General features: G+C 44.7%; 20 protein-coding genes and 1 tRNA gene. 4 read left to right on the top strand and 17 right to left on the bottom strand.

Going from position 1 to position 19301, the window contains the following annotated elements; genetic code table 11:
• Window positions 1-29: 29 nt before the first annotated feature.
• A complete protein-coding gene (locus tag U5K77_02610; protein MDZ7744630.1) occupies window positions 30-641 on the top strand; it encodes a transposase in 612 nt (203 codons plus the stop codon).
• Between the two features lie 79 nt (window positions 642-720).
• Here the strand turns inward: U5K77_02610 and ruvC are convergent, their stop codons facing one another.
• Both ruvC and U5K77_02600 read right to left on the bottom strand, forming a co-directional pair.
• A complete protein-coding gene (gene ruvC / locus U5K77_02605; GenBank protein ID MDZ7744629.1) occupies window positions 721-1212 on the bottom strand; it encodes a crossover junction endodeoxyribonuclease RuvC in 492 nt (163 codons plus the stop codon).
• Window positions 1202-1933 (bottom strand): YebC/PmpR family DNA-binding transcriptional regulator, encoded by a 732-nt coding sequence (locus tag U5K77_02600; protein ID MDZ7744628.1) that lies wholly within the window; start codon window positions 1931-1933, stop codon window positions 1202-1204. Before U5K77_02600 ends, ruvC begins: the two co-directional genes overlap by 11 nt.
• 312 nt (window positions 1934-2245) lie before the next feature.
• Here U5K77_02600 and U5K77_02595 point away from each other — a divergent pair.
• The 3 genes from U5K77_02595 (at window position 2246) to U5K77_02585 (ending at window position 3601) form a co-directional block, all read left to right on the top strand.
• Window positions 2246-2322: transfer RNA gene (locus U5K77_02595), tRNA-Lys, on the top strand.
• Window positions 2323-2647: 325 nt separating this feature from the next.
• On the top strand, window positions 2648-2884 hold the full coding sequence (locus tag U5K77_02590) for a GIY-YIG nuclease family protein (protein MDZ7744627.1): 237 nt from the start codon (window positions 2648-2650) through the stop codon (window positions 2882-2884).
• 114 nt (window positions 2885-2998) lie between these two features.
• Window positions 2999-3601, top strand: coding sequence for an HAD family phosphatase (locus U5K77_02585; protein MDZ7744626.1), 603 nt, complete (start codon window positions 2999-3001; stop codon window positions 3599-3601).
• 39 nt (window positions 3602-3640) lie between these two features.
• On the opposite strand, the gene U5K77_02580 is transcribed toward U5K77_02585, so the two are convergent.
• From U5K77_02580 to tilS, 15 genes are all read right to left on the bottom strand, one after another.
• Window positions 3641-4123 carry a hypothetical protein gene (locus U5K77_02580; GenBank protein ID MDZ7744625.1) on the bottom strand — a complete coding sequence of 161 codons (483 nt, stop codon included), beginning with the start codon at window positions 4121-4123 and terminating at the stop codon, window positions 3641-3643.
• 23 nt (window positions 4124-4146) lie between these two features.
• Window positions 4147-4614 carry a DUF192 domain-containing protein gene (locus U5K77_02575; GenBank protein MDZ7744624.1) on the bottom strand — a complete coding sequence of 156 codons (468 nt, stop codon included), beginning with the start codon at window positions 4612-4614 and terminating at the stop codon, window positions 4147-4149.
• A gap of 45 nt (window positions 4615-4659) precedes the next feature.
• Window positions 4660-5574, bottom strand: coding sequence for a RimK family alpha-L-glutamate ligase (locus U5K77_02570; protein MDZ7744623.1), 915 nt, complete (start codon window positions 5572-5574; stop codon window positions 4660-4662).
• A 10-nt stretch (window positions 5575-5584) separates the two neighbouring features.
• The gene (locus tag U5K77_02565; GenBank protein MDZ7744622.1) at window positions 5585-6001 is read right to left on the bottom strand and encodes a RimK/LysX family protein; all 417 of its coding nucleotides are present in this window, start codon (window positions 5999-6001) and stop codon (window positions 5585-5587) included.
• Window positions 6002-6543: 542 nt separating this feature from the next.
• A complete protein-coding gene (dnaJ, locus tag U5K77_02560) occupies window positions 6544-7653 on the bottom strand; it encodes a molecular chaperone DnaJ (protein ID MDZ7744621.1) in 1110 nt (369 codons plus the stop codon).
• A 105-nt stretch (window positions 7654-7758) separates the two neighbouring features.
• Complete coding sequence (locus tag U5K77_02555) at window positions 7759-8016, bottom strand: hypothetical protein (GenBank protein MDZ7744620.1); 258 nt, start codon at window positions 8014-8016, stop codon at window positions 7759-7761.
• Window positions 8017-8019: 3 nt separating this feature from the next.
• Entirely contained in the window at window positions 8020-8145 is a 126-nt protein-coding gene (locus U5K77_02550; GenBank protein MDZ7744619.1) for a hypothetical protein, read from the bottom strand.
• A gap of 112 nt (window positions 8146-8257) precedes the next feature.
• Window positions 8258-10195, bottom strand: coding sequence for a molecular chaperone DnaK (gene dnaK / locus U5K77_02545; protein ID MDZ7744618.1), 1938 nt, complete (start codon window positions 10193-10195; stop codon window positions 8258-8260).
• Window positions 10196-10257: 62 nt separating this feature from the next.
• A complete protein-coding gene (locus U5K77_02540; GenBank protein ID MDZ7744617.1) occupies window positions 10258-10830 on the bottom strand; it encodes a nucleotide exchange factor GrpE in 573 nt (190 codons plus the stop codon).
• A gap of 19 nt (window positions 10831-10849) precedes the next feature.
• Complete coding sequence (locus tag U5K77_02535; protein MDZ7744616.1) at window positions 10850-11563, bottom strand: HTH domain-containing protein; 714 nt, start codon at window positions 11561-11563, stop codon at window positions 10850-10852.
• A gap of 441 nt (window positions 11564-12004) precedes the next feature.
• Window positions 12005-12739: a hypothetical protein gene (locus U5K77_02530; protein MDZ7744615.1), complete on the bottom strand. Its 735-nt coding sequence runs from the start codon at window positions 12737-12739 to the stop codon at window positions 12005-12007.
• Window positions 12740-12777: 38 nt separating this feature from the next.
• A complete protein-coding gene (gene lepA / locus U5K77_02525) occupies window positions 12778-14598 on the bottom strand; it encodes a translation elongation factor 4 (protein ID MDZ7744614.1) in 1821 nt (606 codons plus the stop codon).
• A 39-nt stretch (window positions 14599-14637) separates the two neighbouring features.
• Window positions 14638-16224 (bottom strand): lipid II flippase MurJ, encoded by a 1587-nt coding sequence (locus tag U5K77_02520; protein ID MDZ7744613.1) that lies wholly within the window; start codon window positions 16222-16224, stop codon window positions 14638-14640.
• 166 nt (window positions 16225-16390) lie between these two features.
• Window positions 16391-18262, bottom strand: coding sequence for an ATP-dependent zinc metalloprotease FtsH (gene ftsH / locus U5K77_02515; protein ID MDZ7744612.1), 1872 nt, complete (start codon window positions 18260-18262; stop codon window positions 16391-16393).
• Window positions 18263-18298: 36 nt separating this feature from the next.
• On the bottom strand, window positions 18299-19291 hold the full coding sequence (gene tilS, locus U5K77_02510) for a tRNA lysidine(34) synthetase TilS (GenBank protein MDZ7744611.1): 993 nt from the start codon (window positions 19289-19291) through the stop codon (window positions 18299-18301).
• Window positions 19292-19301: the final 10 nt, after the last annotated feature.

The following is a 19301-nucleotide window of genomic DNA, read 5'->3' as shown; positions in this document are numbered from 1 at the left end:
ATTGGGGTTTTTATTGTATAATTGTGTTAATGGCTAGCCGGAATTCTCGAAAAATCTACATAGAAAATACGCATTACCATGTTTATAACAGAGGGGTTGATAAGCGGAAGATATTTTTAGACGACGAAGACTACTCAGTTTTTTTAAATCTACTCAAACGTTATCTTTCGAGGGAACCAGCAAAAGATACAAAGGGTCGACAATATCCGTGGCTTTATAACGATATTGAACTATTGGCTTTTTGCCTTATGCCAAACCATTTCCACCTGCTTGTTTACCAGCTAGAGGAGAATGCCCTGAAAAATCTGATAAAAAATGTTTGTGGTAGCTACACCTCGTATTTTAATAAAAAACATAAACGTGTCGGTCCTCTTTTTCAAGATAGGTTTAAGGCCAGTATGATCACTTCTGATGAGTATTTACACCATATTTCTCGTTATATACACCTCAATCCGGTTGCTTACAAAGAGTGGCCGTATTCAAGTCTTCCCCACTATCTTGGGTATAAGTCTGTCGAGTGGATACAGCCAACCCGAATTTTGGAACTGTTTACGGATGCTCACGATTATCTGAAATTTGTTGAAGACTATAAGGAACACAAGGATATGTTAACGGAGATCGAGCACTCGCTAGCAAGCTAAACCTATGATTTATTTTTGTATGTATACCATAATTCCTGCTATTCCAAGACCTGGTCTTGGAAACCGAGGAAATGTGGTCTTATAGGTTTAGTTTGCGGTGCATGGTGTGGCAAAGGGCGGTAGCCAATGCATCAGCACAGTCATCAGGCTTTGGTACATCTTTTAGGCTGAGAAGTACGCGCACCATTTCTTGGATTTGTTTCTTATCAGCGCGGCCGTATCCTGTTAGCGCCTGTTTGATTTGCAGGGGAGTGTACTCACTCAGAGGAAGTTCACTTTTTTCACCCGCTAAAAGTACAACTCCCCTAGCCTGAGCCACCGTCATTGCCGTAGTCACATTTTGTGCAAAAAAGAGCTTCTCTACCGCCATGCATGTAGGATTAGTCTGAGCTATGATTTCTGATAATTCATCATAAATAATTAGCAATCGCTCACTATCAGGCTGATTGGGTTTAGTTCTTATGACGCCGGCGTCAACCAAACTTGCCTTACCTCGACTGTCTATATCAATAAGCCCGAAACCGAGTATGCCGGTGCCGGGATCAATACCCAAGATACGATCAGTTCGCAAGAAGTTCCTCCGCTATATCAAAGTTTGTATGCGTCGTCGTAACGTCATCAAGCTCCTCTAGCGCGTTCATCATGCGCATGATTTTACCAGCCGTAGACTCATCTGTAACCTCTACCGTATTGTTTGGGACAAAAGTTAACTCCGCCTCAGTGACCTCTAGCCCGACATCTTTGAGTGTGTCACGAACTTTTGCAAACTCTTTTGGGGCAGTATAAACAATCGATTCGTTATCCTCTTCCTGCACGTCTTCAGCTCCTGCCTCTAACAACTTCATCATGAGGTCATCGCCCGTTCCTTTGACACGAATCATCCCTTTTTGTTCGAACTGAAAGGCTACGGCGCCTTTTTCTGCAATATTACCGCCGTGTTTAGAAAACGCTAATCGAACCTCCGGATAAGTCCGGTTTAAGTTATCCGTCGCCGCTTCTACAAGCACCGCCACGCCACCTGGACCGTACCCTTCGTATAAAACTTCTTGGATTTGTTCGCCACCGAGTTTTCCAGAGCCACGGTCAATAGAGCGCTGTATGTTTACTGAAGGCATATTGGCCGCCTTGGCGCGGTCTATCGCCAGGCGCAAAGCAAAGTTCATATCCGGATCAGTACCACTTTTTGCGGCTACGGCAATGGCGTTTCCTAGCTTGGTAAAAATGGCGCCACGCTTAGCATCATTTGCACCTTTTTGCCGTTTGATGGTTGACCATTTACTATGTCCAGACACAATTACTCCTCTGCTAACTCATTTTCATCTGTTATTGTAACACGGGATTGTACCGCTAACAGATGCACATCAGATTGACTTTTTATGTAAAATCAGCATAATGTTAGAAGTTATTTCCCTGTTAGGGTTAAATCACGGACCTCCAGATTTTTGCACTTGTATGAAGTGCACGGCGCCGGTGAGGAGCGACCGGAGACGTAGTTTAGCTACGTTGAGGACGCACCACAAGCCAGGCAACACAGCAGTTCGCCAAGAGTGTCGGCGGAGTTCTGGCTTTGCCAGAAGCAGTGACAACACGGTGCAAAGATCTGGGGGCCCATAGCTCAGCCGGTTAGAGCACCTGCCTTTTAAGCAGGGTGTCCTGGGTTCGAGTCCCAGTGGGCCCTCCAAAGAAAAGACCCTACCCTTTAGTGGTGGGGTTTTTTCTTTGATGCCCTCCGGGCACGAGAACCCAGGTCTTTTGCCCAAAAGCAAAAGTGGGTTCGGTGCAGCGAGTGAAGCCCAGAGAAAGCGTCGTAGGCATTTTCTCTGGCGAGCGAGCGGAAGAGGACGAAGTCCGCTGTCCCAGCCTGCCCGTTCTGTCTAACAGACAGGCAGGATGGCCCTCCACACTTCGCATAAAGCTTCGTGTGGCAGGCCAAGTTGGTCTGTCACACTTTTTATTTGCGATGTGTGCCCCTCGTAGCTTTAACGTAGTGGGGCTAAAATTAATCTATGTATTATGTATATCTATTAAAGCTCGGTGATGGCTCTATATATACGGGCTCAACAAATGACTTACAAAAACGTGTAAGCAAACACTCTAAGGGTGACGTTCTTGCCACGAAAGGTAAAAGACCGGTCGAGCTAATTTATTATTGTTCTTTTGTGGCAAAGTCAAAGGCTTTGGAATTTGAAAAATATCTGAAAACCGAATCAGGGCAAGCTTTTCGCAATAAGCGTTTGATTTAGTTATTGTGCGGAGAAGCGACCGAACGAACTGAGGGGAAGCGCTGTCCCAGTGAATCATTACTTTGAGAATCTCATTCTGAGATTTCAAGCCCAGCAGTTTGTTATAGTCATTGCATGATCTACAAAGCTATCGGATTTGATTGGGGTGGAGTATTAAACGGAAAGCCGGGTAAACATTTAGGTCAAGAAATTTCTAGGCTGTTGGGTATTAGCGCCGACAGCTATCTGGAGGCATACTACACCCATAATAAAAAATTCAATCGCGGAGATATTACGCGTGAAGAGTTGTGGCCGTTGATTCTCGCCGATTTAAACAAACTTGATAAGGTTGATGCCGTTATGAAGCTAAGTTTGGACTTTGGGGATTATAATCCAAATTATCATGTCCTAAAGCTAGCAGACCAACTCCGCACTAAAGGCTACAAAGTAGGTCTACTTAGTAATAATTCTCAAGAAAAAGCCGACATGATGCGGCAAAAAGGTCTTGATAAGCACTTTGATGTTTTTCACATATCCGCCGAAACAGGTTTTGTGAAACCCGAACCAGAAGCGTTTAATATTTTTGCTAAAGATCTGGGGGTCGAGTTAAAAGAGCTGATATTTATTGATGATTCAGAAAAAAGCTTGAGTACAGCCAATGTCTGCGGCTACACTCCTATTTTATTTGACTCGTATCAGCAGCTGGTACTTTATTTAAAGGAAAAAGACGTACTTTAAGGCCAGGAATAAACTGTTAGCTTAGACCAGTCTACTGAGCTACTTCTTCTTGCCGTGTTTATCTGAGCCACGGTTAAACAACCATAGTGCAACCAACTGCAGAAATATCATTACACCGACAATGAAGTTAATACTATCGTTTAACATGTTGCCATAATGAGTTGAAGTAACTTGAGCTTGAACCGACTCGGGTAATAGCGGTAAAGCAAAGGCCGCGAACACCACGCCCGTAATAACTAGCGGCAGCATGTGTAGTAGCGTCTTGTTTTTACCGATCGTCCGGCGCAAAAAGATTGCAGTCAGCACCATAGGTATGACCAAGATAGCGAAGCCGAGCCATTGCAAAACGCTTTCGTTGCGAACTACCGTACTAAGTGCGAGCTCGGCGTCTTCTTTAAAATAGCGTTCTAATAACTCGCCCGCTAGCAGCGATAAAAACAGGTGAGGCGTCGCTACGCGGGAAAATACCCCCAGCAGAAGCGGCGCAACAAGCATGGCTATAAGCAATATATAAGCTGACATTACCTGCCTATCATATCAAACTGCTAAAGATTGGGTACATCAAGCACCGTTTCGCCAGAGACGCCCAGTGCCTCAGCTTGGCCTTCAAGCAGCTCTACAGCGTATTGTGCGGGCTCTGAAGGGCAAAATGAGGCCGGATACGTATCTGGAGCAACCGAGTCCTCTACGTGCACTAAACGCTTATCGGCATCGAACCACAATATATCAATTGCGTAATCTACATCCTTCATCCAAAAGCACTCAAAATCAGGCTTATCAAACACAAATAACATACCTTCACCCGGTTCAAGTTGCGGCCTGCCACCCAAACCTTGGAGTCTTAACTCGTTTGTATCTGCCACCAGCAAATCAAACGACGCACCTTCTAATTGTCCGCGAACGATTCGCATTTCATCATTTAGAGTGCGCACAACATCGTCTAGAGCAAAAGCCAACAGACACGCTAAAAGTATAGCTCCAACAATAATAAACCATTTATAATAGCGTTTCATATAACGCTTATTGTAACAGTAGCCGAGTACAGCTAGATTTAAAGGCTAAGCACCTACGCGGTCTCGTTTGCGTTTACCGCGAGCATTTTGTTCAACATAGTCAATAATTTTACCGGCAACATTGCGACCAGTTACGTGTTCTATGCCAAGACCGGGGCTTGGATTAACCTCCAATATTAACGGCCCTTTATCGGAACGCATCATATCAACGCCACATATAGATAACCCGAGAGATTTAGCCGCTTTCTGAGCGGTTTTCTTTTCTTCGTCAGTCAACTTAACGGGTTTACCTTCACCCCCTTGGTGTAGGTTCGATCTAAAATCATCGTCCAAACTTTGTCTCTGCATACTAGCAACAACTTTGCCACCAACAATAAACGCTCGGATGTCAGTACCAGCAGATTCAGCGATAAATTCTTGCAGTAAAATATTAGTGCCATCATCATCCATAACGTAAAAGGCCTGCAGTACAGACTTAGCAGCCTTTTTGGTTTCCGCGAGAACAACACCATTGCCGTGAGTACCACGAGCTAACTTAATAATCACAGGTGTTCCACCAATATCATCGATTAACTCATCAATGTCTGTAGTTACACCGCGCGAGAAGACTGTTTTAGGTATTCCCACACCAGCACGCGCTAACACCTGCATACTTCGCAATTTATCACGTGAACGAGTAAGCGCAATAGAACTAGTAGTAGTAAACACGTTGCGCATCTCAAACTGACGTACAATTGCACTACCATAACGCGTATAAGACGACCCAATTCGTGGGATGATTACGTCCAAGTCATTGAGATCTAACCCCTCATAGCTAACGATTGGATTGCTCTTTTCGATCGTCGCGAAACACTTGGTATAATCAACTACTAAAACTTCATGACCTCGATCAACAGACTCTTGCATAAACCGTTTGACTGAGTAGTTACCCGGGCCTCGTGATAATATTGCTATCTTCATAGGATTGACCTTACTTTTTTCCTCTATTAACGTCAACTAAGAAATTATACTTCTGTAAAAACCTACGACCAATCAAGACCTCATATCTCATCTCGGCTCTATCGGCTAAACTGATGGTAATCGGGTATATCACACCCTGTAACTTAATCTTAGTTTTAATAAAATAGCGTTCCTGTTTACTGCCATTGCTACTTTTGACGTCCTTTGCACTAAACTTTCGTGTCTCCATAACTATTTCCGGATGGTCAAATGGTGAGAATTTAAGTACAGCTCTCCCTTTACTGTCTTTCTCCTCAAAGACTTTAGTGCAATGCAGCGCGCCGGTGTAAGCGCCAGTGTCGATTTTTGCGCATGCAGTATAATTATTAAATTCAGTAAATAAGATGGTCTCAAATGAACCAACTACCTTGCGCTTATCTTTAGGCATTTTGGTACCTTGCGATCTCTGGCTCAGAGTCTACAATAGCTTCGATATATTGGATTTTTTCAATAGGAGATAAGGCTTCTAATGACATTTGTATATTATAGCACTTACGATTTACTCTGTCAATCTTTCGTTCCCTATTTTGCACCTAAAGCTGGGCGTTATAAACACGCATGAAAGCGAGAATAAACGCCGCGACTAGAATCACTAGCATGACGACGACCATCGTAATAAACCCGTTCTGGTTTTGTTTGAGCTTCATCTATGCGCAATTATGGCATTAACTCTAGTGTTTTGTACAGAGTATTTATCTGTTTTTAGATTGGGTCTTTTCTTCGTACATGTCCTCGTCAGCAGTTGCTGCAAGAGTCTGCCTTACCTCAAGGTCTATTTCTCGCAGACTTTTTCTTTGTTCGAAAGTTTCTATACCTAAACTACGTTTAAAATCCTCAAAAGCCACTCTGTTCCCCGCCGTAAAGCAATAACAATCCTAGTTAATCATATTGATTGCCATGATTTTGCAAATTTAGAAATGCTCATGCTTGCTATGCAAAGAAAGGACGTTTACCAGATTCCTCTTTAAGTTGTTCTAGTAGCTCTTTTTGTTTTTTGGTGAGCTTGGTTGGGGTTTCTACGTGGATGGTGACGATATGTGCGCCGCGAGTATCACGCTTTAGATGCGGTACGCCGTGATTTGATAACTTGAAGTCCGTGCCGCTTTGTGTGCCGGCTGGTATCTTCATTTTCACCGGGCCATCAATAGTATCGACCTCAATAGTTGTACCGAGCGCCGCATCAGCCATACTAACCGTCTCATCACTCAAAATTAGATCACCTTCCCTAATGAACTTCTTGTGTGGCTTAACCCTTACATTTACGTATAAATCACCTTTTGGACCATTAGCTACCGCCTCGCCATGTTCACGCAAACGAATCGTAGCACCATCATCTACGCCGGCCGGTATTTTAAGCCCGATAGATTGCTTCTTTTCCTGTGTACCTTTACCGCGACATACCGAGCAAACTTTTTCGGGAACTTTGCCCCGTCCCTCACATTTCGGGCATACCGTTGCTTGTTGGATGTTACCAAACACGGTGCGCATTACCCGGACTGTTTGACCGGAACCCTTACATTCATCGCATGTTTTTAGTTCGTGCCCCGGTTCAACTGTGTCGCCCTTGCAATGATCACAGGTGTCATCAAGGGTTACGCTCAAATCTACTTCAGTGCCAAAAACAGCGTCTTCAAAGCTAATTTCAAGAGATGTCTCCACGTCACGACCGCGATTTTTACGCCGGCGTCGTTGTTGTCCGCCACCAAAGAAGCTGCCAAAAATATCGCCTAAATCGCCCTCACCAAAATCAAAGTTAACATTCTGACCTTGACCGCCGAACCCACCAAAACCAGCAAATGGATCGCCGCCACCGCCGCCATTACCTCCAACACCAGCATGGCCAAACTGATCATAGCGCTGTTTTTTGGATGAATCTTTTAGAACTTCATAAGCTTCATTGACTTCTTTGAATTTGGCTTCATCACCACCTTCTTTATCTGGATGAAACTCAACGGCCTTCTTTCGATAAGCCTTTTTAATCTCATCAGCAGAAGCGTTTTTTGAAACACCCAAAACCTCGTAGTAATCTCTCTTACTCATATACCCATCCTAGTATTTTGCTTACCCCACATCAAATCCTGAGCAAAGCAGCCTGCAATCAGATTATGACGCTTCAAGATTTTGATACTGAGGTAGTAATCTCGCTTAGCCATTATTCATTCTCTCCTCTATTTCCTGCTCACACAATTCATGAGCTCGGAGCGCACCTTCACGCCCAATCTGATACCGTTCAGCGACATCTTCTAGTATATCGTCGTGATCAACATCTTCTAAGAAGTGTTGGGATACTTCGTACGTATCACCCAATAGTAGCCATTCTAGGGATCCTCGAAGACGTCTATCTTGTGCGGCTTCGTGTATGGCAATCTCCTGGAAAGCAGCTTCGGTACCACGGTCTGTCACGACTTACTCTTTGTCCTTGGCTAGAGTTTCGAGGAGTTGGTTGGTTTTTTCGGTATTTTCAGCAATTGTGTTCAAGCTGCGGTTCATTTGATCCAAAGCCGCCCGTAAATCTTCAATAAGTTCCTGCATTTTGTGCCTCCTCGATTTGCTACTGCTTACATTCTATTGGTACGGGTGACGGACGAGCTGTTCAATAATTACCTAAAAGTTTACGAACATTCGCCCGTCATATTACCCTATATTAATTCTTCTTGTCTTTTTTCCCGTCTTCTTCGGAGTCTTCGTCAACAACTTCAGCTTCTTCGGGTTCTTCTTTCGCTTTCTCTCCGTCCTTCGCTGAAGCTTCGGAGGATTCGTCGGCCTTTCCGGCCTCCTCATAAAGTTTCGCTCCAATCGGCATGATTTTATCGTTCAACTCCTTGGCAGCTGCTTCAAGTGCGTCTTTATCGGCCTTTTCATCTGCCACAACTTTCTTAGCTGTTTCAACCGCTTCATCGAGGGTTTTCTTGTCATCATCTGACAGTTTCTCTTCGTTATCGCCTTTTAGCTTCTCTGCCTGGTAGATCGTGCTATCTAGCACGTTGCGCGCATCTATTGCTTCGCGCTTTTTCTTATCTTCATCAGCGTGAGCCTCAGCATCTTTAGCCATCTTATCGACTTCTTCTTTAGACAAACCGGAACTGTTTTGGATAGTAATGCTTTGCTCTTTACCGGAACCTTTGTCCTTAGCGCTGACGTTTAAGATACCGTTGGCATCCAGATTAAATGTTACCTCAACTTGAGGTACGCCACGCGGTGCCGGCGGAATGCCATCTAAGATAAAACGGCCAAGTGATTTATTATCAGCCACCATTTCGCGCTCACCCTGTACCACATGGATTTCTACTTGTGGCTGGTTGTCGGCGGCGGTAGAGAATGTTTCGCTCTTACTGGTCGGAATAGTAGTATTGCGTTCAATCAACTTGGTAGCCACGCCGCCAAGCGTCTCGATGCCAAGGCTTAATGGCGTAACATCCAGCAGTAGCACATCTTTAACGTCGCCCTGCAGCACGCCTCCTTGAATAGCAGCACCGATGGCTACAACCTCGTCTGGGTTTACACCTTTCATCGGATCCTTGTTAAAGATCTTTTTGACTTTCTCCTGTACTGCTGGCATTCGGGTCATACCGCCAACCAATACAACAGCATCAATGTCGCTGGCTTTGACACCGGCGTCTTTGAGTGCTTTATCACACGGTGCAGCTGTCTTTTCAATTAGCTCACTAACCAAACTTTCAAGTTTGGCGCGTGTCAGCTTGTGCTCAAAGTGTTTTGGACCATCGGCATCAGCGGTCAAAAACGGCAGGTTAATATCCACTTCATTAGTAGTAGATAGCTCAATCTTAGCCTTTTCTGCCTCATCGCGCAGACGCTGCATAGCAGCTCTGTCATCGCCAATATCAATGCCGTGTTCCTTCTTGAACTCATCAGCAAAGTAGTTGACGACGATGCGGTCAAAATCAGCGCCACCTAGGTGTGTGTCACCGTTGGTTGCTTTAACCTCAAACACGCCATCACCCAGTTCTAGAATAGATACGTCAAACGTACCGCCGCCAAGGTCATATACGGCAATCTTCTCATCTTTTTTAGCTTCTTTATCAAGACCGTAAGCAAGTGCTGCAGCTGTTGGTTCATTGATAATGCGCTTAACCTCAAGGCCGGCAATCTTACCAGCATCTTTAGTAGCTTGCCTCTGAGAATCATCAAAATAAGCCGGCACGGTAATGACTGCTTCGGTTACTTTGTCACCCAAAAAACTCTCGGCGTCGGCCTTAAGTTTTCCGAGCACCATAGCACTGACCTCTTCTGGACTGTACTCTTTATCGCCCATTTTGACTTTAACGCCGTTACCACTCTTAACAATTTCGTAACCCATAAGCTTGATGTCTCGCTGGACTTCTTTGTCTTCCCAGCGGCGACCAATCAGACGCTTGACTTCATAAATTGTGTTTTTAGAGTTAGTGACCTGTTGACGACGAGCCACCTGGCCAACCAAACGCTCTTTATTCTTATTCACCGCCACTACACTTGGTGTGGTGCGGTTACCTTCGCTGTTGGCAATAATTTCTGGCTTACCAGCCTGCATTACCGCCATCGCGCTGTTAGTTGTTCCTAAATCTATTCCTATTATCTTTCCCATTGCTTTACTCCTTTCAGTTGCCTAATTTTCAATGCTCAATTTACAATTGTTGTTTACCAAAATCATGTCGCTTCGCCCTCCTTTTGCTTATTGCTTTTTGCATCTTCCGGTGCGGATTCCATCCGCACTTTCACCATGGCGTGGCGGATAACTTCGTTACCAAGTGCGTAACCTGACTGAAGTTCCTCGCAAATAACTTCAACCACTTGCCCTGAGCTTGTCGAAGGGTCGCCGTCTTCCACGCTTATCGCCTCATGTAACCGGGGGTCAAAAACTTCACCCACGGTTTTGATGCGCGTTACACCGATATCGCCCAGCGTCTTTTCAAACTGCTTAACTATACCCTGAACTCCTTTTACATAATCGTTGTTTTGGAGCTCTTTTGGAACATGCCTCAGTGAACGGTCAAAATTATCGATAATCGGCAATAAATCCCGTACCACACCAGCTTTCACCACATTCTTTAGATTAGAAAGTTCGTCAGCATGATGACGCCTAATGTTATCAGCATCTGCCCGTTCGCGTTGTAATGCTTCAGTAAGCTCATAGACTTGAGCGGCGAGCTGCGAGACTTGCTGCTCTAAATCTTTGGTAGTTTGCTTCTTTGCATTCTTGTCTTTTTTATCATGACTCATAACTCAATACTCCTTACTCTTACGCGTATAGCGATTCCTCTAGTGATTGTCCGGCGTGGCGTACCAACCCTATAACGTCACGGTAACTTTGACGGGTTGGGCCAAGTACACCGATATAGCTTTGATCACTATACGGGCTGCGGAATTTGCTGATAATTAAGCTGCATCCTGCAGTCCGCCCAATGGGATTCTCGGCGCCAATATAAACATTCAGCGGCTCATTAGGTGCCACCTCTTTGAGCCATGGTTCAAGATTGTCCAGCAACCTCGCAACTTGCTGGACTTGCCCTTTGTGCATGAACTCTGGTTGACCAAAAAGGTTAGATAAACCGCTCATATATAGTTGGTCGCCAAGTGTCGCCATACCGAGATTGTGAGTCAGTTCTACTAACGTATCGACGGCATTGCGAATCATGCGATCCGGCACACCACCGTGACCAACCCTTACGCTCAATGCCTTTTCGGCACGTTTTTCGGCGGCGGATTCTTCACCGATACTTAAATTGTTAACGTAAAAACGATACCCTATATCAGTTGGTACGCGCCCCGCACTGGTATGGGGCTGGCTTATGTAGCCTAGCTGTTCAAGCTCGGCCATATCGGCACGAATGGTAGCTGATGACACGTCAAAAAGTTTCGCGAGCAAACTAGACCCAACCGGGCTAGCGACCTCTGCATATTGCTCAACGATCGCTCGTAATATTCCTTCTTGTCGTGATGTCATAGCACTCATAGCGTAACACTGCCAGTTTATAAATTTAGCAGTCTCATGTCAAGAGTGCCAACTGACTTTATTGTCCGGCACCGACTGGGCATGCCTAGCTTGGTAGTTCTCTTTGAAGACCAGAGCAAGGTGTAGTTGTTGCTACAGCGTAGCTGGACTGGAAAAGAAACTGGCAAGATAGGCGTGCAACAGGCGGTGCTGGTAGTGAACGTTATGTTGGTAGTCTTGGCATGGTCAAGAGTGCCAACTGACTTTGTTGTCCAGAGTTGACTGAGCATGTGCAGAGTGTAAGTTCTCTTCGAGGACTAAAGCAAAGCGTAGCCTTAACTACGCCGCTAATAGCACGCCAAAAATAACATCTATACCACATTTCTCCGATTTCCAAGACCTGGTCTTGGAATAGAAGAGAATGTGGTGTAATAATGCAAGCGATCAGAGGTAATTGAAACTTTACTGGAAATCTAGGTAAGCTTTGGTTTGGATGTATAGCTGTTCAGCTAAGTTGCGGCCGCTTTTTTGTGTTGCCGGGTCAGTCACACCCATTTTGGCTAACTGATGAATCTGAGATATTGCTTCTTCGACAGTATCGTTAATCACGAATGTATAATACGGCTGTTTTATTGCCTCACTCAACTCATCACACGCGCTCTGCAAACGCCGCCGCACTTCTTCGGAGCTCATTTCGCCACGATGCCTGAGCCTGTGTTGCCATTCCTCAAAACTTGGCGGCAACACAAAAATCGGGTAGGTGTTACTCGGTATAGACATGATATGCTTAACCCCTTCTACCTCGATATCGGTAATTGCAATTTTATTCTCCCGGGATGCTCGAGAAAGTTCACGCATACTTATACCCGAAACTTGTTGACTATGAATAACTGCCGCCTCTAGATATTTACCTGCTTTTAAGTCCAATAAGACATCTTCTTCGCTTTTAAACCAGTACTCAACGCCGTTTTTTTCCGCAACGCCATCATTGGTACGAGGGCGACGTGTCGTATCGGAAACAATAAAATGATAATCACCGGTCTTAATCAGCTCTCTGATAATAGTGTTGCGTCCAGCTGAAGTTGGTGCAACCAACAGCACTAAGTTGGTCTCTCGTAATATTTGTTTGCTTTCTGGTGACATAGAGTAGTCAGCCAGTATTTTTTTAAATTCGTCTAAGTGACGCAGTTTATTCATAGCATATTTATAGCAGAAAACAGGGGTAATTACCAGTTTTAATCGCGTTTTATAAGCACAGTAAAGGCCTCGTTGGGAATATCGACCTTTCCAAAACGTTTCAGTCGTTTTTTACCTTTGGCTTGTTTGGCTAGAACTTTCTTTTTACGGCTTACATCGCCGCCATATAGTCCAGTCGTAACGTCCTTTCGGTACGCTGATATATCTTCGCGAGCTATAAACTTACCACCGATGGCGGCCTGCAATGAAACCTGAAAATTCTGACGCGGTATAACGTCTTTGAGTTTATTAACAGTCTCACGCCCAAGTGATTGCGCTTCACTACGGTGCACCATAAGACTCAACGCTTCAATACACTCCCCAGCAACATAAAAATCAAGCCGCACCAGATCTTCTACCCGATAATCAGCCAGCTCATAATTAAACGATCCGTAGCCGCTGGTCAGGCTCTTTAACTGATCATAAAAATCTGTAAGTAGGTTTGCCAATGGCGCATCAAACGTAATCACCGCAATACGAGCATCGACAAAGGATATATTCTTATGCAAGCCCCGTTTACCGGCTATAAGTTGCACTACAGCACCTACATATTCTTTTGGTACAACCACCTCTCCTTTAATCCAAGGTTCCCTGATTTCGGCAATTTTCGCCGGATCCGGCAGCTCGGCGGCTGATTTTATCGCAATTTCTTCACCACTTATCAATGCTACTTTGTAATCAGTTGAAGGGTTAGTAACTACTAAATCTAGGTTATACTCCCTTTCTAATCGTTCCCGCACAATATCCATGTGGAGCAACCCCAGAAACCCAATCCGCATACCAAACCCTAAGACTGGCGAATTTTCTGGAGTAAACTGTATTGCGGAATCACTGAGCGATAATTTTTCTATAGCATCTTTTAGCGGCTGGTAGTTTTCGTTGCTGTCCGGGAAAAATCCGGCATAGACAAATGGCCGAACATCGCGATAACCAGGTAGTGCTTTAGTCGCTGTCCTATCTTTATCAGTAATAGTATCGCCAACTTTCGCCTCACGCGTACTTCGTAAATTCGTCACGATGTAACCAATTTCTCCTGAAGTTAATTCACTAGCTGGTGACATATCAGGGCGCAACGAACCAACCTCTAAGGCGATTCCTTCTCCGTCTGCAGCAACAGTGCGTATGCGAGAATTCTTCTTAATTAGACCGTCAACAACTCGCACATACAATATAACCCCGCGATAATCATCGTAGTAACTGTCAAAAATAAGCGCTCGTGGAGCATGGTTTGGAGTTCCTGATGGCGGCGGTATTTGGTTAACCACCTTATCAAGAACTGCTTCGACACCTTGACCAGTCTTAGCAGAAATATGCAAAATATCTTCTTTTTTACAACCCAATAAACTAATAATTTCGGCGCTTACTCGTTCGGTGTCAGCTGCCGGTAAGTCAATCTTATTAAGCACTGGGATAATTTCTAACTCCGCCTCCATAGCCAGATAAACGTTAGCGAGAGTTTGTGCTTGAATGCCTTGCGAGGCATCAACGACCAGCACCGCTCCCTCGCAAGCTTCTAGGCTACGGCTCACCTCGTAGCTAAAATCAACGTGACCAGGTGTATCGATAAGATTTAACTCAACACCCTTATAGGTCATACGCACCGGTGCTAGCTTGATGGTAATACCTTTTTCTCGCTCCAGCTCCATTTTGTCCAAAAGCTGTTCTTTCATCTGGCGCTTTTCTACCGTGCTGGTGATTTCCAAAAAACGGTCGGCCAGAGTCGACTTACCGTGATCAATGTGAGCAATGATGCAAAAATTTCTAATAGAGGCCTGCTCCTTACCGGAGCCATCAGCTGCTTGTTTGCTATGTAATTCCATCGTCTACAGAGTATAACAGAGGTGACGCAGGTTTTCGAACTAGACTTTAACCGGGCGCCATATAAACTGTTTGGCTTTGGTTAACACATTTTTTGCCTCTTCAAGTCCAAACAACGCTGAAATTGAGGTATGCACAAGTAGGGTTGAGAGACCTATAAGCCCTAGCTTGGAGCCGAGTGTGACGATACCTCTGTCTGCAGTGGTAAGCGGAAAGAACGATACCATAACGTAAGCTGTCACTATACTAAACCCGGTAACAGACAATATTTTAACGATACCGCCCCAGAATTTAGCATCAAACAACTTAAAGTCGCGAGAAAGTATTATCAAGAATAAAATACCTACTTCTGTGGCCGCAGTAATTGATTGCGCCATTGCCAAACCAGCAATCCCGTATGCATCAGCTCGTGCCAAGGTAAATGCCAAATATATATTAAGTCCGATTGCAAACACCGATACAAACAGTGGTGTCTTGGTGTCTTTATGCGCATAAAAGTAGCGCGATAGCATGCTGTAAATAATTCGGAAAAATATCGAGGCAGTCAGGTAACCAAATATTAAAGCAACTTCAGGTGCTACGTCACCGAAAATAAGACGTGCAAGATAACCTCTTGAGAAATATCCAACCACAACAACCGGCATGGTCATCCAAATCATTGCTCGTAATATCTGCAGGAAGTCTTTTCTGAATAAATCAGGCCTGCCCTGGCTTAAACGCTCCGTCAGGCGAGGAAACGCAGCAATAGCAATCGCATTACCAACCAGCATAATCGGTACATTCTGCAGCGTCAGCGCAAAATTATAAAAACTTACCGGACCTACTCCAAGTGCCTGAGCACGATTCACCTCTACAATACTATTGACTTGGTCAATCCCTTGATCAAGTGATCTAGGCGGTAGCTGGCGAACCATGTGCCGAAAATTGGCGTTCTTCCAGGCAATTGTTGGTTTATACCTAAACCCAAGCCCAATTAAACCTAAACAGGCAACAGATAACTGTAATATACCGCCAAATAAAGCTCCGATTCCAAGCCCGATTATCCCAATATTATCTCTAAACACATACACACTGATAATAATCGACACGTTGTAAAACAGCGGTGCCATAGCGTAGAAGAAAAATCGTCCAAATGTTTGCTGGACACTGGTTAATATGCCGGACAAGGCGAACAATAATGGGTTAAAAGCGATAATTCTCATAATCGTCACCGCTTGGTTAAAATTCTCTTGTGGTAGATCCGGCGCAAGCGCACCCATTAGCGGCTCAGCAAATAACAAAATAATAATACTAACGGCACCCATAACCAGCAGCAGCACGTTGAGTAGACTACTTGCCAGTTGCCAGACGCCTTTTTTGTCGCCATTTGCTAAACGGTCAGATAAAAAAGGTATAAATGCGACGCCAAGCGCACCCGCAGAAATGGTATAAAAGAAAAAGTCCGGTATCTGAAACGCGGCAAAAAAGGCATCAGAACTCCCTGGATCAACTACGGTAAAGTTCGTGCTAATAAGCCTGTTACGCAAGAACCCCAGTGCCTGCCCCATCAGCGCCACACCAATTAATAGTGCTGCAGCACCGCCAAGGGAGGCTCGTTTTGGGGTGGAGCTAAATAGCCTATTTACCACACCAGACTCCCAGCAGACAACGTACCCTTTATGCGCACGTACTTAGAAATACAGTTTATTGATAATCTGTAGCAATTCATTTGCTTTAGATTATAGAGGATGAACGTGAGAACTTAGAACGTTTTTTATAGTTTTATGAAAATTGTACTTTTAATAGTCTACGCGCTTAATATAATGCGGCCTCTTTTGGCATCTTGGCGTCTTTAAGCAAGTCTTTGACGACCTCCGCCTCGACAGTCTCCTGCTCGATCAAAGACTGCTTCAGTGTTTCAAGTTTATCGCGATTTGCCTTAATAACCGCCCGAGCACGTTTGGCTGCTTCGCTTATCAGATCCTCGACTTCATCATCAATAATTTTTGCGGTTTCATCTGAGTATTGCTTTTCGTGTACCATGCGTTCAATCATCATGCCTTCTTCGACATGAAATACTTGATCGCGCAGCTTTTTGCCCATACCTTGATTGACAATCATGTCTCTAGCCAGTTCGGCTGCTTTCTGTAAATCAGACCCAGCGCCAGTCGTTACTCTATCTAACCCATAAATAACTTCCTCGGCTATACGGCCACCAAGCATACGAGCCAGCACATCTTTATACTCAATAATGCTATGATAACTTTTGTCCTCTGGCGGTATAAACCAGGTGACTCCACCCGTACCGCCACGTGGAATAATCGTTACTTTGTGTACCATATCGCTATCAGGCAGTACGTGTCCAACAATAGCATGGCCAGCCTCGTGGTAGGCGGTCAGCTCCTTTTCTTTTTCGCTCATAATCTTGTTCTTGCGCTCCGGCCCAATAGCGACCTTTTCAAAAGCTTCAGTTACATCGTCTTGGTTGATTTCTTTGCGGCTCTTTCGCGCTGCAACAATTGCCGACTCATTTGCAATATTCTGCAGATCTGCACCGCTACTACCAGCTGTCTTAGCCGCTAGTGCATCTAGGTCAACGTTTTTAGCAAGGGGCTTTTTATCAAAATGTACTTTCAAAATGGCTTCGCGATCTTTTCTATCCGGTAATGAAATATTAACGCGGCGATCAAACCGCCCAGGTCGCAGTAGCGCCGGATCAAGTACGTCACCGCGGTTTGTTGCCGCCAGAACAATGACGTTCGTACCCTGTTCAAACCCGTCCATCTCCACTAATATCTGGTTTAAAGTTTGTTCACGTTCATCATGCCCGCCGCCCATGCCGCTTCCACGGCGCCGACCAACTGCATCAATTTCATCAATAAATATAATGCACGGAGCGTTTTTCTTAGCTTTAGCAAAAAGATCTCGAACTCGTGAGGCACCAACACCTACAAACATCTCCACAAACTCCGAACCGCTAATACTGAAGAAGGGCGCATCTGCCTCGCCGGCAACCGCTCGAGCAAGCATAGTTTTACCGGTTCCCGGAGGGCCGGCTAGCAATACGCCTTTTGGTATACGAGCACCTATATTTTCAAACTTCTTTGGATACTTCAAAAACTCAACAACTTCTTGTAAATCTTGTTTAGATTCATCGGAGCCAGCGATATCCTTAAACATCACCTTTTCTTTCTCGTTTCCATAAAGCCTGGCTTTTGACTTGCCAAAGCTCATCGCCTGATTACCCTGACCTTGAGCACTTCGCAACATAAAGAATAAAAAGCCACCGATTAACAATACCGGTAGTAAGTTGAGTCCTATCATGCCCCAAGTCTGTCCGGCAGTCGATGCTTCTTCGTTAACTACTTCAACTTGTCCATAATCTACACCCTCTTCACGTAGACTTGCCTGAGGATCTTTACGTGAACTTAGGGTTGCTTCTTCTTCACCCTCCTCAAAAATTTCCAATTCATCGCCACGTACAACAATCTTGTCATATTCGCCAGCGTTAGCTTCAGAAATAACCTGCGATAGCGGAACTTCATCTAACTCCTCAGACTGGCCAAAACTAGAAAAAATAATCAAGCCAAAAAGGATTATTAGGGCAATAAAGCCAATGTTTTTCATGTTTCGCCGATTGTTCGGCGAACCACCTCCGGGTGTTTTACTAAACGATTTTTTATCCATACAAACCGCCATTATAGCGATGAAGTTTCCTGATTACTAGTGTGAGCGCGGTATAAAAGTCGCTTTATTGTGCGTGAGTTTAATCTGCCATCTGGCGTTAACGTCAAAAACCTTGCCAGCTGGCAACACCTTTACTGCCCTAACCATCCGTTCTAAAAAAGGTTGGCCAAAATCTCGAATGTTGTTTTGCCTAAGCCAAGCTGCAGCAACTTCACGAGCAATTACATGCGGCAACATTATAAAATCACCCCGTTTTAAGCCAGAGGGCAGTAATATTTGTCTTAATAGATCCTCGACTTGTTCGTCAATCTGCTGATTAATACTGCGCATATCTTTTAAGATTGTCAGTAGTCTGGCCTTTCCAGCTGGTCCAAGCTTAGGTAGAACGTTATGACGTATATTATTACGAGCAAACCTAGTATCTTCATTGGTGCTGTCTTCACGCCAAGCAATATTGTGTTGTTTAGCATAATCAATCAGCTGTTTTTTAGGTGTATCAAGCAATGGCCGCTCTAGAAACTCAGAGCTCGCCAGCGATGTTAGACCTTTGCGATTAGTACCTCGCATCAAGTTATAAATCGCCGTCTCTAGCCAATCATCCTGATGATGAGCTGTGATAACCGCTCGCGCTTGGCTAACTTTTTGCACACGACGCAAAAAGTCATAACGAGCCTGCCTTGCGGTTTGCTCACTAGCATCGGAGCCAAGTTGCGCCCGATCATAAACAAAAGGAATTCCGTAGCGTAATGCTGCCTCTTGCACAAGCCGCCTATCTAAGTGGGAGTCCTCTCGAATACCGTGATCAAAATGAGCAACAATGAATCGATAACGATTCATTGAGTCGAAAGTTTCAAAGTTATCAAGTTCTAAAGTACTTTCTACTTTCAACTTTCTACCTTGAAGCTCACTAGTTCCTGTTTCCTGTTTCCTGTTTACATACTTTTGCATCAGCAAATGCAAAAGCACCATTGAGTCGACTCCGCCGCTGGCGGCCACTACATATGTTCCTGGCTTTAACTCAATATCCACTCTATAATTC

This window comes from Candidatus Saccharibacteria bacterium (genome assembly GCA_034521515.1).
Classification (GTDB): Bacteria; Patescibacteriota; Saccharimonadia; order Saccharimonadales; family JAXHMH01; genus JAXHMH01.
Note: the sequence above shows the minus strand (reverse complement) of the source record. Positions and strands in the feature narration are given on the sequence as shown.